General features: G+C 57.4%; 13 protein-coding genes and 2 tRNA genes. 2 read left to right on the top strand and 13 right to left on the bottom strand.

What is annotated here, in order from left to right; all coding sequences use genetic code 11:
• The first annotated feature begins 24 nt into the window (after window positions 1-24).
• Both nuoN and Q1J43_RS12625 read left to right on the top strand, forming a co-directional pair.
• Entirely contained in the window at window positions 25-1,500 is a 1,476-nt protein-coding gene (gene nuoN, locus Q1J43_RS12630; protein WP_301102871.1) for an NADH-quinone oxidoreductase subunit NuoN, read from the top strand.
• 61 nt (window positions 1,501-1,561) lie between these two features.
• Window positions 1,562-2,128, top strand: a complete 567-nt coding sequence (locus Q1J43_RS12625; RefSeq protein ID WP_301102850.1) for an NUDIX hydrolase — start codon at window positions 1,562-1,564, stop codon at window positions 2,126-2,128.
• A gap of 10 nt (window positions 2,129-2,138) precedes the next feature.
• On the opposite strand, the gene Q1J43_RS12620 is transcribed toward Q1J43_RS12625, so the two are convergent.
• From Q1J43_RS12620 to Q1J43_RS12560, 13 genes are all read right to left on the bottom strand, one after another.
• Window positions 2,139-3,497 carry an APC family permease gene (locus Q1J43_RS12620; RefSeq protein ID WP_301102849.1) on the bottom strand — a complete coding sequence of 453 codons (1,359 nt, stop codon included), beginning with the start codon at window positions 3,495-3,497 and terminating at the stop codon, window positions 2,139-2,141.
• Window positions 3,498-3,670: 173 nt separating this feature from the next.
• Window positions 3,671-3,880, bottom strand: coding sequence for a hypothetical protein (locus Q1J43_RS12615; RefSeq protein ID WP_301102848.1), 210 nt, complete (start codon window positions 3,878-3,880; stop codon window positions 3,671-3,673).
• Between the two features lie 273 nt (window positions 3,881-4,153).
• A tRNA-Pro gene (locus Q1J43_RS12610) sits at window positions 4,154-4,230 on the bottom strand.
• Window positions 4,231-4,268: 38 nt separating this feature from the next.
• Window positions 4,269-4,628 carry a MerR family transcriptional regulator gene (locus tag Q1J43_RS12605; RefSeq protein WP_301102847.1) on the bottom strand — a complete coding sequence of 120 codons (360 nt, stop codon included), beginning with the start codon at window positions 4,626-4,628 and terminating at the stop codon, window positions 4,269-4,271.
• Complete coding sequence (locus tag Q1J43_RS12600; protein WP_301102846.1) at window positions 4,612-4,914, bottom strand: integration host factor subunit alpha; 303 nt, start codon at window positions 4,912-4,914, stop codon at window positions 4,612-4,614. Before Q1J43_RS12600 ends, Q1J43_RS12605 begins: the two co-directional genes overlap by 17 nt.
• A gap of 12 nt (window positions 4,915-4,926) precedes the next feature.
• Entirely contained in the window at window positions 4,927-7,302 is a 2,376-nt protein-coding gene (gene pheT, locus Q1J43_RS12595) for a phenylalanine--tRNA ligase subunit beta (RefSeq protein ID WP_301102845.1), read from the bottom strand.
• A gap of 10 nt (window positions 7,303-7,312) precedes the next feature.
• Entirely contained in the window at window positions 7,313-8,359 is a 1,047-nt protein-coding gene (gene pheS / locus Q1J43_RS12590) for a phenylalanine--tRNA ligase subunit alpha (protein WP_301102844.1), read from the bottom strand.
• Window positions 8,360-8,423: 64 nt separating this feature from the next.
• On the bottom strand, window positions 8,424-8,783 hold the full coding sequence (gene rplT / locus Q1J43_RS12585; RefSeq protein ID WP_301102843.1) for a 50S ribosomal protein L20: 360 nt from the start codon (window positions 8,781-8,783) through the stop codon (window positions 8,424-8,426).
• 11 nt (window positions 8,784-8,794) lie between these two features.
• On the bottom strand, window positions 8,795-8,992 hold the full coding sequence (gene rpmI / locus Q1J43_RS12580) for a 50S ribosomal protein L35 (protein ID WP_294248717.1): 198 nt from the start codon (window positions 8,990-8,992) through the stop codon (window positions 8,795-8,797).
• Between the two features lie 90 nt (window positions 8,993-9,082).
• Window positions 9,083-9,604: a translation initiation factor IF-3 gene (infC, locus tag Q1J43_RS12575; protein WP_301102870.1), complete on the bottom strand. Its 522-nt coding sequence runs from the start codon at window positions 9,602-9,604 to the stop codon at window positions 9,083-9,085.
• A 26-nt stretch (window positions 9,605-9,630) separates the two neighbouring features.
• Entirely contained in the window at window positions 9,631-11,547 is a 1,917-nt protein-coding gene (thrS, locus tag Q1J43_RS12570; RefSeq protein ID WP_301102842.1) for a threonine--tRNA ligase, read from the bottom strand.
• Window positions 11,548-11,603: 56 nt separating this feature from the next.
• A tRNA-Val gene (locus Q1J43_RS12565) sits at window positions 11,604-11,680 on the bottom strand.
• Between the two features lie 206 nt (window positions 11,681-11,886).
• Window positions 11,887-12,669 carry a hypothetical protein gene (locus Q1J43_RS12560; RefSeq protein WP_301102841.1) on the bottom strand — a complete coding sequence of 261 codons (783 nt, stop codon included), beginning with the start codon at window positions 12,667-12,669 and terminating at the stop codon, window positions 11,887-11,889.
• Window positions 12,670-12,782: the final 113 nt, after the last annotated feature.

Genomic DNA, 12,782 nt, shown 5'->3' with positions numbered 1-12,782 from the left:
GTATCCGCTATGACGCTTGCCGAAATGCAATTTGTACCGCCTGATCTTCGCCTTGCCAGTGCGGAGATTTTCATGTTGGCGATGGCCTGTCTGATCATGATCGTTGACCTCTTCGTCAAGGACAAGAAGCGCACGCTGACCTTCGTGCTGACGCAACTGACGCTGGTCGGGGCAGCGGTGGCCACGGCGCTGACGAGTACCGGGCAGATCCTCTACACCTTCAACAATATGTTCGTCGGCGATCTGATGGGCGATCTGCTGAAACTCCTGCTCTACCTCACCGTGATCGTCGTTCTCTTCTATTCGCGCGGCTACATTCAGGCGCGTCCGGCGATGGCCAAGAGCGAGTTTTACACGCTGACCCTGTTCGCGACGCTGGGCATGATGGTCATGATTTCGGCCAATCACTTCCTGACCGTCTATATCGGTATTGAGTTGCTGTCGTTGTCGCTCTACGCCATGGTCGCGCTTAACCGCGATTCGGTAGCCTCGACCGAAGCGGCGATGAAATACTTTGTTCTTGGCGCGCTGGCCTCCGGCCTGCTGCTCTACGGCATGTCGATGATCTACGGCGCGACGGGTACGCTGGAGATCTCGGCCGTTGCCGAGCGCCTGATCAGCGGCCAGGCCAACAAGACCATTCTCGGCTTTGGCATCGTTTTCCTGGTTTCCGGAATTGCCTTCAAGCTCGGTGTTGTTCCCTTCCACATGTGGATTCCGGACGTCTATCATGGCGCTCCGACGGCGGTGACCTTGTTCATCGCCAGCGCGCCGAAGCTTGCTGCGTTTGCCATCGTCATTCGCATGCTGGTCAGCGGTCTATTCGTGGCTTGGCAAGACTGGCAGGCGATGCTACTCATTCTCTCGGTTCTGTCGATGGCCGTCGGCAACTTTGCTGCCATTGCGCAAACCAATCTCAAGCGTATGCTTGCCTATTCGGCGATCTCGCACATGGGTTTCATGCTGCTTGGTATCGTCACCGGCATCGTCGGCGGCAATGCGAGCTACGCGCTCAACGCCTATAGTTCGTCGATGTTCTACGTCATTACCTATGTGCTGACCAGCGCCGGAACCTTCGGCATGATCCTGCTGCTCGCCTGGGCCGGCTTCGAGTCGGACGAAATCAGCGACTTCGCCGGTCTGAACAAACGCAGCCCGTGGTTCGCCGCGCTGATGATGATGATGATGTTTTCGATGGCCGGTGTGCCGTTCTTTGTTGGCTTCTTCGCCAAATTCTCGGTGCTGACGGCTGTCGTCGCCGCCGGTAATCTGTGCTTGGCCATCGCCGCCGTCTTTTTCTCGCTGGTCGGCGCCTATTACTACCTGCGTGTGGTCAAGGTCATGTACTTTGAACCTCCGCCGGCCAACGCCGCGTGTATCGAAGCGCCGATGGACGTCAAGATACTGATCTCGGTCAACGGTCTGGCAGTCGCCGCGCTCGGGATCTTTCCGCAGACGCTGATGTCGCTGTGCGCGGTGTCGCTGTTGCGTTCGCTGTAATTTACGCACCTTGTTGCGCTGAACGCCCCGCTGGCCGGGGCGTTTTCATCAGGGCCTGAGAATGAAAAACCAGCATGAGCATGTCCATCTGCATGAGATTGAAATTGACAGCACGCAGGTCTTTCACGGCAAACTGCTCGACGTTCGCCTTGACCGTGTGCGCCTGCCGGATGGGCACGAAAGCACCCGCGAGTACGTCATTCACCAAGGGGCGGTGGTCATCATTGCGTTACTCGATAGCGGCGAATTGATCTTCGAAAGGCAGTTCCGCTACCCACTGCAGCAAGCCTTTCTTGAACTGCCAGCTGGCAAGATCGAACCGGGTGAAGAGGTTCTCCTGACTGCTACACGCGAATTGCTCGAGGAGACCGGGCATAGCGCGACTGAGTGGCGCTACCTGGGCGTGATGCACCCCTGCATTGGCTATTCCAATGAGCGCATCGAGATATTTCTCGCGCGCGGACTGCAACGCGAATCAGGCCAGCAACTCGATCACGGTGAGTTTCTTGACGTACTGAACCTGAGCCTCGACGCTGCCTTGCAGGCGATTCGTGATGGAAAAATTACCGACGGCAAGACTATCTGCGCGCTGTTCTGGGCAGAAAAAGTCTTGCGTTGCGGGTGGTAAGTGGGGCGCTTCAGGCGAAGCCGCGCAGGCGGTTAAGCACCATCGGAACTACCCCGAAGGCGATGCCGCCAATGCCGATCAGGACGGTAACCAGGTCGAAAGTCGGGATGCTGTACCCGGCTACGAAGACCAGAAAGGTGGCACTCGACGCAGGCCACAATAATAACAACAAGAAAGGCACAGGCCCGCGACAGGCTTCGGCACGGAAATGCCAGGCACAGGCGTAGCCGGTCAGCCCGTAATAAAACGCCACCTGAAAGCCAATGGCATTAACCGAGTCCTTGATGATCAGGTTGATGCTCGGGAAGTACGACGAGAAAAAGAGCAGCACCAAGCCGAAGCCGACGATCACGGCGGTAGCCACCCAGGGCGTGCGCCAGGACTTGTGCAGGATCGCGTAGCGGGGGTGCAGGGCGCCATCGCGCCCCTTGGCGTACATGGTTCGGGTGAATTGGAGAATCGAGGTTTCCAGAGTGCCGACCGAGCTGAGCATGACGGCGATCACCGCCAGATAACTCCAGGGCCGGGGAAAGAGCTTGTCGGCCAGTGCGAAAACCACGTTGGTGCTTGACTGCTCGACCTCGGCGTCGCTCAGCACAAACAGCACCGCCAGCGCGAAAGTCATGAATAGCAGGAGTACGATGATCATCGCCGCCACCGCGCCGCGTCCTGGGGCACTGGAGGCGTCACGGGTCTCCTCGTTCAGGTTGAGGGTTACGTCCCAGCCCCAAAAGAAAAACAGCGCGGTCAGGGCGCCGGTGGCGAACAAAGTCGGCGTGAACTCGCCGGGGGAAAACCAACGCCACGAGAAGTCATGAACTGGATTTTTGCCGAACTGGATCAGGGCGGCGATGATCACCACCACCAGTACGCCGACCTCAATGCCGGTCATCAGCACCTGGGTGTAACTGGTGGGCTTGATACCCTTGACGATGACCGCGCCGACCAGTACTAGCCAAACCGCAGCTACCAGCGCCACCTTGTCCGGGTCAGTGGCCAGATTGGGGTCGATCAGGATCAGGGTGGCCGTCGCCGCCGGGATGGTACCCGACACCATGAATACCGCTGATGCGACCAGCAAGGCCCAGCCGGCGAAGAAGCCCAGTACCGGATGAAAAACCTGTCCGACCCAGGCATAGGACGCCCCGGCATTGGTGATCACCCGGTTCAGATGCATGAAGGACAAGGTGATGCCAAACATGATCAACCCGCAATAGAGCAAACTGGCCGCAGAGAGCGTGCCGACGGCGGCGATCAGTGTTGCCGTGGTTGCTGCGACGCTAAAGGCCGGCGCCGTTCCGGCAACCCCCATGACGATCGATTCGGCTAGCCCCAGCGCACCTTTTTCCAGTTGCGTGTTTTGCGTCACATTGCTCTCCCTGTATTGGCGACAACCCACCCGCCTATCGGCGGCTGCGGTTGAAGATTAACCCAAGGAGATAAAAGTTGTCCATCACGTCGCCGAACCGGCAGGGTGATGTCACGAATGCCAAAGGCCGATCGCTTCAGGTCGTGCTCACTATCATTGCGGGGGCCGGAAATTCAGATAAGGACTACGTCTGAGACGTTGACGACGATTCGGAGGTTTGCTCCATAGCAGATCAATTTTTGCACCCCGCGACTGACCTCTGCGACCAGGAAACAGTTTTCCAATGCCTCACCTTTGCGTCTGGCCCGATTCTTAAACTCTTGAAAGACCTGTTTGTTCAGGCGGACAATTCGTCCCACGTATTGGTGTAGTTTCTTTTTCATCCTGTGCTCCTGGAATGGTAGCAACGGGCTCGTTTCGCATGCCTGACAAAGCCCTGAAGGAAATATGTGTTGGGGAATAAGGTATCGAAAGAGTTTTCGAGATGAAGCGCTTTTGAGTCTAGGTGGAGCTCACTTTGGCGTCTGTTGAGCTTGTGTAAGCGTTCTGTAACCGCACGTTGCCGAGCGGTTGGACGAAAAAGCCGAGGGAAGTTCAGTACGCTAGCTGCACAAAAGAAAAAGGACTCAGTGATTGGCTGAGTCCCTTGGTATTACTGGTCGGGGCGAAGTGATTCGAACACTCGACCCCTTGCACCCCATGCAAGTGCGCTACCAGGCTGCGCTACGCCCCGACAGCGCGGGATTATAACTCATGTGCTGCCGGTTTGGCTCAGATTCGGAGCATTTCTGCGATGTTTAGCAGTTCGCCGCGCAGCAACTCAGGGGTTAGCGCTGACGGCTTGGCATCGGCAATTGCGTCGTCCAGACGATTACGCGCGCCACTGATGGTAAAGCCCTGGCTGTAGAGTAGCTCACGGATACGACGCACTAGCAGCACTTCATGATGTTGGTAATAGCGCCGGTTGCCGCGACGCTTGACTGGCTTGAGCTGGGTGAATTCCTGTTCCCAATAGCGAAGGACGTGAGGTTTGACGCCACACAGTTCGCTGACCTCGCCGATGGTGAAGTAGCGCTTGGCCGGAATGGGTGGCAAAGGCTCCTTGGCGGTATCTTTAAGACTGGGTTCCATTGTAGGAGAGCTCCACTTCACCCTTCAGTTTCTGGCTGGCATGAAAAGTCACGACACGCCGTGCGGTGATCGGAATTTCCTCTCCGGTTTTCGGATTGCGTCCCGGACGCTGTGGCTTGTCACGCAACTGGAAATTGCCAAATCCGGAGAGCTTTACGCCGTCGCCGCGCTCAAGCGCGTTACGGATCTCTTCGAAGAAGGCTTCGACCATGTCCTTGGCCTCGCGTTTGTTGAGGCCGACTTTTTCAAACAGTAAATCTGCAAGTTCTGCTTTGGTAAGCGTCATGTTTTTCCCCTGTCAGACGCGAAGCTGAGCCGCGAAGGTCTGCTGCAAATAATGGATCAATTGTTGCACTGCGGCATCGACTTCCACGTCCTGCAAAGTTTTTTGAGTATCTTGCATAACTATACGGAATGCAAGACTTTTTTCCCCTGGGGTGATGCCTTTTCCGGTGTATACATCGAATAGTCGTATGTCCTGAATGATGGCTGGCCGATTGGCAGTCATGCCATCAAGGACGTGCTGCAATTCGAGTGCCTGATCAACCACAATGGCCAAGTCGCGGATGGCCGGTGGCTGGCGAGAAACCTCGTTATAGTTCGGCAGTTTTGAAATTTTCACTGCGCTGAGGTCAAGTTCGAAGAGCACCGGCGGCAGTGGAAGATCGTATTTGTGCAGCCATTGCGGATGTAGTTCGCCGACAAAGCCAATGTTCTTCCCGTCAACCATGACGTGCGCGCTACGCCCCGGATGCAGGGCAGGGTGCGTCGCCTTTTCAAAGCGGGCGACTGCCGGCGCGAGCAGCGTTTCGACCTCGCCCTTGATGTCGAAGAAATCGACAGTGCGCGAAACGGTTCCCCACTGTTCGGGAAGGGCGCTGCCGTAGGCCAGACCGGCAAGTTTCCACGGTTGCTTGAAACCGTTGACCGGCGTCCCCGGGGTGTCGCGGAAGAAGCAGCGGCCGGTCTCGAAAACGCGGACGCGATTCTGTTTACGCTTCAGATTGGTGACGACGTTGGCCAGCAGGCCGCCGATCAAGGTCGAGCGCATCACGCTCATCTGGCTGGCGATCGGGTTGGCTAGGCGAATAGGCGCGGCATTGGCCATGAAGTCCGATTCCCATGCCTCTTCGACAAAGGCAAAGTTGACGACTTCCTGGAATCCGCGATCGGCGAGGATCTGGCGAATCCGGCTCAGCGGGCGCGCATCCTCGCCCTGTGGAAGCATGGACAGCGTGGCGCGCGGGGCGGTGGCCGGGATATTGTCGTAGCCGTACAGGCGGGCGATTTCTTCAATCAGGTCTTCTTCGATCTCGATATCGAAGCGATAGCTCGGCGGCGTGACCATCAGGTCATCGCCGTCACGGTTGAAGACCAGATCGAGACGGGCCAGCAATTCACCGATTTGCTCAAGCGAAAAACAAACCCCGAGAACCTTGGCCACCCGCGCCGGACGCAGGCGTATGTGATGTCTTGCGGGCAGCGCGGCGGTGGCTTCGCACAGAGGACCGGCTTGTCCGCCGCAGATTTCAAGGATGAGTCGGGTGGCGCGTTCGAGCGCGCCGCGCGTACCGCCAAAATCAACGCCGCGTTCAAAACGGTGCGAAGCGTCGGACACGAAGCCGTAACGACGGGCGCGACCGGCAATGGCTTTGGGTGCAAAAAAGGCCGATTCGAGGAACATTTCGGTCGTATCGAGACTGATGCCGCTGCCCTTGCCACCCATGATTCCGGCCATTGCCAGCGGGCGCTTGTCGTCGGCGATGAGCAGAACGTCGTCTTCGAGGTCCAGCGTCTGGTCGTTGAGTAGCAGGATCTGTTCGCCTGCACGTGCCATGCGGGCGTGGATAGCGCCATCGAGCGTGCTGTTGTCAAAGGCATGCAACGGCTGACCGAGTTCGAGCATCACGTAGTTGGTGATGTCGACCAGCGCGGATATCGAGCGGATGCCGCTGCGCTCAAGGCGGCGCTTCATCCAGTCAGGGGTCGCGGCTTTGGCGTCGACGCCAGTGACCACACGGCCGCAATAGAGCGGACAGGCTCGCCCGGCGTCGAGGATGATCTGGCGTTGCTTGGTGCTGCCAACCGGAGCTTCTTTAACCACGGGATAGCGTACTGGCGTGTTGGTCAGCGCCGCGACTTCACGCGCCACTCCCGAGAGTGACAGGCAGTCGGCGCGATTCGGCGTGAGTTTGAGCGTCAGTAGACGGTCGTCAAGATCAAGGAAGGCGCGAATATCCTCGCCAACCGGGGCATCGGCGGGTAGCACGAGAAGGCCGGAAGCATCCTCGGCAATACCCAGTTCCTTGGCCGAGCACAGCATCCCTGAGGACTCGACGCCGCGAACCTTGGCGATCTTGATCGTGAAATTGCCGGGCAAGATGGCGCCAGGCAGGGCGCACGGCACCTTGAGGCCGGCGGCGACGTTGGGCGCGCCGCAGACGATCTGCTGCGGCGCGCCACTGCCGGTATCGACGCGGCAGACATTGAGGCGATCGGCGTCCGGGTGCTTGGCCACTTCGAGTACCTGAGCGACGACGACCTTGTCGAAGCTCGGCGCGACGCTTTCCTCTTCCTCGACTTCGAGGCCGGCCATGGTCAGAAGGTGCGAGAACGCGTCGCCCGAAATCGTCGGGTTAACAAAACTGCGAAGCCAGGATTCAGAGAATTTCATGGGTGATCCATCAGACGAACTGGCGCAGGAAGCGCAAGTCGCCATCGAAGAAAAGGCGCAGGTCATTGACCCCGTAACGCAGCATAGTCAGGCGATCCGGGCCCATGCCAAAAGCAAAACCGATGTATTTTTCCGGGTCAATGCCGACGTGGTGCAGCACGTTCGGATGCACCATGCCGCAGCCGGCGATCTCCAGCCAGCGGCCCTTTAGCGGGCCGCTGATGAACGCGACATCGATTTCTGCCGAGGGTTCGGTAAAGGGGAAGAAGGAGGGGCGGAAGCGCACCTGCAAGTCGTCGCTCTCGAAAAAACGGCGCAGGAAATCGGCAACGACGCCCTTGAGGTCGGCAAAGCTCACGCTTTCGCCGATCCACAGCCCTTCAACCTGGTGAAACATCGGCGAGTGGGTCGCGTCGGAGTCGACGCGATAGACGCGTCCCGGAGCGATGATGCGGATTTCCGGCATCGTATCGAGGTGGGCGTACTTCGCCACGTGTTCCTGCATGTAACGCACCTGGATCGGGCTGGTGTGCGTGCGCAGCAGGATGTCCTGCGCGACCTTGCCGTTGTCATCGAGCAGATAGAAGGTGTCGTGCATTGAACGTGCCGGGTGGTCTTCGGGCGTGTTCAAGGCCGTGAAATTCTGGAAGTCGGCCTCGATTTCCGGGCCGTCGGCAACTTCAAAGCCGATCGAGCGGAACAGTGCTTCGATGCGTTCGAGGGTGCGCGTCACCGGGTGCAGACCGCCGCGCGACTCGCTGCGGCCGGGCAGGGTGACATCAAGCGATTCCTCGCCCAGACGGGCTTCCAGGGCGCGGTGGCGGATGGCTTCACGGCGGGCGTTGAGCGCGGCTTCGATGGCTTCCTTGGCGCGGTTGATCAGGGCGCCGGTTGCCTTGCGTTCGTCGGGCGAGAGCTTGGCCATTCCCTTGAGCAGGTCGGTAATCTGACCGCTCTTGCCAAGAAAACGCGCCTTGATTTGCTCAAGCGCATCGGGGTCATCGGTCGCTGCGAACGCAGCAGCAGCGTCTTGTGCTAGTTGATCAAGGTTCTGCATGAATTTTTAACATTTCACCGAAAAAAAAGGAGGCGCGAGCCTCCCTTTTTTAACACTCGTCCAGTTAAACGCCGAGCTGGGCTTTGGCCTGCGTGGCCAGAGCGGCAAATGCCGGCTTGTCGAAAACGGCCAGATCAGCCAGCACTTTGCGGTCGACTTCGATCTGAGCCTTCTTCAGGCCGTTCATGAAGGTGCTGTACTTTAGGCCAAGTTCACGGGCGGCCGCGTTGATACGGGCAATCCACAGCGTGCGGAACTGGCGCTTCCTTTGCCGGCGGTCACGATAGGCGTACTGACCGGCTTTCATCACCGCCTGTTTGGCGATGCGATATACATTTTTGCGACGACCGCGGTAACCCTTGGCCAGTGCAATGATTTTCTTGTGGCGCGCGCGCGCCGTTACACCACGTTTAACTCGGGGCATCTTTAATCTCCTTAAGCGTAAGGCAGCATGGCGCGAACCATGGCCTTGTCGGAGTCATGCACTCCGGTCATACCGCGCAACTGACGCTTGGCTTTGGTGGTTTTCTTGGTCAGGATGTGGCGTTTGAACGCCTGTCCGCGCTTGATACGGCCACTCGCGCTGACCTTGAAGCGCTTTTTGGCGCCACTCTTGGTCTTCATTTTGGGCATTGAATGCTCCTGGTTATAAACATGACGGCAGGTGTCTCCCGGCGGGAGTCCTTTTGACCTGACACCACTTGTGGGTGCTGCAACTACCAACTACTTTTTCTTGTTCGGCGTCAGAATCATCACCATCTGGCGGCCTTCCATCTTGGGCATCTGCTCGACGGCGGCAAACTCCTGGAGATCGGTTCTAATCCGCTCGATCTGGCGCATGCCGATTTCCTGGTGCGCCATCTCGCGGCCACGGAAGCGCAAAGTAACCTTGACCTTGTCCTCTTCCTGCAGAAAGCGCGTCATGTTACGCAACTTGATCTGGTAGTCGTTTTCATCCGTACCGGGCCGGAACTTGACCTCCTTGACCTGAACCTGCTTCTGCTTGAGCTTCTGCTCATGCTGACGCTTCTGTTCCTGGTACTTGAATTTGCCGTAGTCCATGATCCGGCAAACCGGAGGTTGCGCCATCGGTGCAATCTCAACCAGATCAACCCCGGCCTCTTCGGCCAGTTGCAAAGCCTGTCTGACGCTCGTGATGCCGAGTGCCTCACCCTCTTCACCGACCAACCGGATTTCCGGTGCGTTGATCTCTTCGTTTATGCGTTGCGCCTTTTGCAGTGCGATGGTTCCGCTCCTTGTCCTGACAAAAATTAAGCCGTGCCACTTCGCGATACGACTTCATCCTGAAGTCGCTTGATCAGCACCTCGAGCGTCATTTGCCCCAGATCCTGAGCACCGCGTGTACGCACGGCAACCAGATGAGCTGCCATTTCCTTATCACCAACAACGATCTGGTAAGGCAGCTTGTTCAAGCTATGTTCGCGTATTTTATAGGTAATTTTCTCATTGCGCAAATCGCACTCGACTCTCAGGCCCGCGTTGCGTAGCGTTTTTGCAACATGTTCAGCATATTCGGTCTGCTTTTCCGAGATGTTGAGAATGACCGCCTGCACCGGCGCCAGCCAGAGGGGCAGGGCGCCCGACCAGTTTTCGATGAGAATGCCGATAAAACGCTCAAGCGAACCGAGGATCGCCCGGTGCAGCATCACCGGCGTGTGCCGGGCGTTATCAACGCCCACATATTCGGCGCCCAGACGCTGCGGCATCGAAAAGTCGACCTGAACCGTACCGCATTGCCAGGAACGGCCAATGGCGTCCTTGATGTGAAACTCGATTTTCGGGCCGTAAAAAGCGCCCTCGCCCGGCAACTCTTCCCAATCCAGCCCGGATGCCCTGAGCGCTTCGCGCAGTGCGCGCTCGGCCTTGTCCCAGACTTCATCTGAGCCGACACGCTTTTCCGGGCGTAGCGCCAGCTTGACAATGACATCATGAAAACCGAAATCGGCATAGACATCGCGCACCAGGTCGTTGAAGGCGGTGACTTCCGACTGTATCTGTTCCTCGGTGCAGAATATGTGACCGTCATCCTGCGTGAAGCCGCGCACGCGCATGATGCCGTGCAAGGCGCCGGAAGGCTCGTTGCGATGGCAGGAGCCGAATTCGCCATAACGCAGCGGCAGATCGCGGTAACTGCGCAAGCCGGTGTTGAAGATCTGGATGTGGCCCGGACAGTTCATCGGTTTGATCGCGTAGTCGTGTTTTTCCGACTCCGTGGTGAACATATTGTCCTTGTAGTTCTCCCAGTGACCGGACTTTTCCCACAGGGTACGGTCGAGAATCTGCGGACATTTCACTTCCTGATAGCCGTTGTCCTGATAAACGCGGCGCATGTACTGCTCGATCTGCTGCCACATCGCCCAGCCTTTGGGGTGCCAGAAGACCATGCCTGGCGCTTCATCCTGCAGGTGGAAGAGATCAAGATGCTTGCCGAGCCGGCGGTGGTCGCGTTTTTCGGCTTCTTCAAGCATGTGCAGATAAACGTCCTGATCTTCCTTTTTGGCCCAGGCGGTGCCGTAGATGCGTTGCAACTGCTCGTTGCGGTGGTCGCCGCGCCAGTAGGCGCCGGCCACCTTCATCAGTTTAAATATTTTGAGTTTGCCGGTCGACGGGGCGTGCGGACCACGGCAGAGGTCAACGAAATCGCCTTCGCGATAAAGCGAAACCTCCTGGCCTTCCGGAATGGCGGCGATCAGTTCAGCCTTGTAGTGTTCGCCGATTGACTTGAAGAAAGCGGTTGCGTCATCGCGTTTCCAGACTTCGCGGGTGATCGGGAGGTCCTGCTTGGCCAGTTCACCCATGCGTTTTTCAATGGCGGCGAGGTCTTCCGGAGTGAATGGGCGCTTGTAGGCGAAGTCGTAATAAAAACCGTTTTCGACAACTGGCCCGATCGTCACCTGGGCCTCCGGGAACAACTCCTTGACGGCGAAAGCCAGCAAATGAGCGGTCGAGTGGCGAATGATCTCAAGGCCCTCGCCATCCTTATCGGTGATGATGCCAAGTTGCGCATTATTTTCGATCAGGAAAGAGGTGTCGACCAAGCGGCCGTCGACCCTGCCGGCCAGTGCCGCCCGCGCTAGGCCGGCGCCGATGCTTTGCGCCACTTCGGCAACCGTAACCGGCTGCGCGAATTCCCGTTGAGAACCATCTGGCAAAGTGATGACCGGCATAATGCGACCCCAGAAATCAATAAAGCCAGAGGCATGCCCTGGCTTTAATTTTTTGTTGGTAGGCGCGATTGGACTCGAACCAACGACCCCCACCATGTCAAGGTGGTGCTCTAACCAGCTGAGCTACGCGCCTACTGCTGTGCTGCAACAACGAGGCCGCATTGTATAGAACCGGCCTAGGCGAGGCAAGCATTTTTTGCGCCGTGTGTGTCGCGGGTTTTTAGAACTGTCCGGTTCTGTAGCACATGAATTGTCCGCTTTTTCTATTGTGACGAGCGATTTTCCGTGGCGGACGCGGCTGATCGAGTAGTCGATAGTGTGCAACAGCGACCTCAAAGCTCAGAGGTTCGCTGAGCGCCACCACTGGTTGTGGTTTTCGCGTAGATCGCGGGCGCTAAGCATGGGATAAAACACCATGTCCGGACCATTGCCTACGTAGAATCCCTTTTTGATCATGCGGTACGGGAATTCCAGTGAGTGCACTCGATGCACCATCTTGCTGTCTTTGGTGCTTGGCTTCTCGTCGGTTCTTGGTTGCAGAACCATCAAAGCTTCGCGCAAGTGATGAATGTAGGGGTAGGGCAGGTCGTTGGCCTGGCCATTTTCAGGGTCTTTCGCCAATTCATCTAGTTCGAGTTCGACAAAAATGAGTCCCGGGAAACGAATGAACTTTGTCGGGTTGGAGGTGACGCTCTCGTAGAAGGAAACCGGCGCCAGGTTGCTGACGACCAGGCTGTTGACCGGCGCAAGATCCTGGTAGAGATGCAGGCACGACTCTTTTTCTGCCGACAGTTCGCCACGTTCCAGTCCTAGGGTGTGGCCGTAGGCGGTGGACAGGTACAGTTTGCCCAGAGCGCTGATCGGGAGATGTTCCAGTACCCGATAAACGGAAATATAGACCGAATGCTTGGGCGTTCCATCTGCCGCAGGAACGCAGCGCTCAATGGCCGCCTTGATGTCGAAATAATCACTTCGGTAGTTGGGATCAACTTCGAAGAAGATGCACTGCCCCTTGGACTTGTATCCACTACCGGTTGCGTAATATTGCCCGAATTTTTCTGGTGGGAGATTGGAGGCGATCAGTGCTTCTGGAATGAGAGAAAAATACAGATAAACGGTCATGGCAGCGTACCCTTCACACTATTGAGTTTTTAACATCCAAACCGATTGAACAAGCCGCGCCTCGCATTATAGTGCGAGGCTGCGCCAATGTCATTGGGCAAAAATTGCAATAA

It is taken from the genome of Propionivibrio sp., from assembly GCF_029255185.1.
Classification (GTDB): Bacteria; Pseudomonadota; Gammaproteobacteria; order Burkholderiales; family Rhodocyclaceae; genus Propionivibrio.
Note: the sequence above shows the minus strand (reverse complement) of the source record. Positions and strands in the feature narration are given on the sequence as shown.

Excerpts from the sequence above, each read along its gene's own strand:
- Q1J43_RS12605 (WP_301102847.1), bottom strand. The coding sequence starts at position 4,628 with ATGGAACCCAGTCTTAAAGATACCGCCAAGGAGCCTTTGCCACCCATT.
- pheS (WP_301102844.1), bottom strand. The coding sequence starts at position 8,359 with ATGCAGAACCTTGATCAACTAGCACAAGACGCTGCTGCTGCGTTCGCA.
- rpmI (WP_294248717.1), bottom strand. The coding sequence starts at position 8,992 with ATGCCCAAAATGAAGACCAAGAGTGGCGCCAAAAAGCGCTTCAAGGTC.
- Q1J43_RS12615 (WP_301102848.1), bottom strand. The coding sequence starts at position 3,880 with ATGAAAAAGAAACTACACCAATACGTGGGACGAATTGTCCGCCTGAAC.
- Q1J43_RS12600 (WP_301102846.1), bottom strand. The coding sequence starts at position 4,914 with ATGACGCTTACCAAAGCAGAACTTGCAGATTTACTGTTTGAAAAAGTC.
- thrS (WP_301102842.1), bottom strand. The coding sequence starts at position 11,547 with ATGCCGGTCATCACTTTGCCAGATGGTTCTCAACGGGAATTCGCGCAG.
- pheT (WP_301102845.1), bottom strand. The coding sequence starts at position 7,302 with ATGAAATTCTCTGAATCCTGGCTTCGCAGTTTTGTTAACCCGACGATT.
- Q1J43_RS12625 (WP_301102850.1), top strand. The coding sequence starts at position 1,562 with ATGAAAAACCAGCATGAGCATGTCCATCTGCATGAGATTGAAATTGAC.
- rplT (WP_301102843.1), bottom strand. The coding sequence starts at position 8,783 with ATGCCCCGAGTTAAACGTGGTGTAACGGCGCGCGCGCGCCACAAGAAA.
- nuoN (WP_301102871.1), top strand. The coding sequence starts at position 25 with ATGCAATTTGTACCGCCTGATCTTCGCCTTGCCAGTGCGGAGATTTTC.
- Q1J43_RS12560 (WP_301102841.1), bottom strand. The coding sequence starts at position 12,669 with ATGACCGTTTATCTGTATTTTTCTCTCATTCCAGAAGCACTGATCGCC.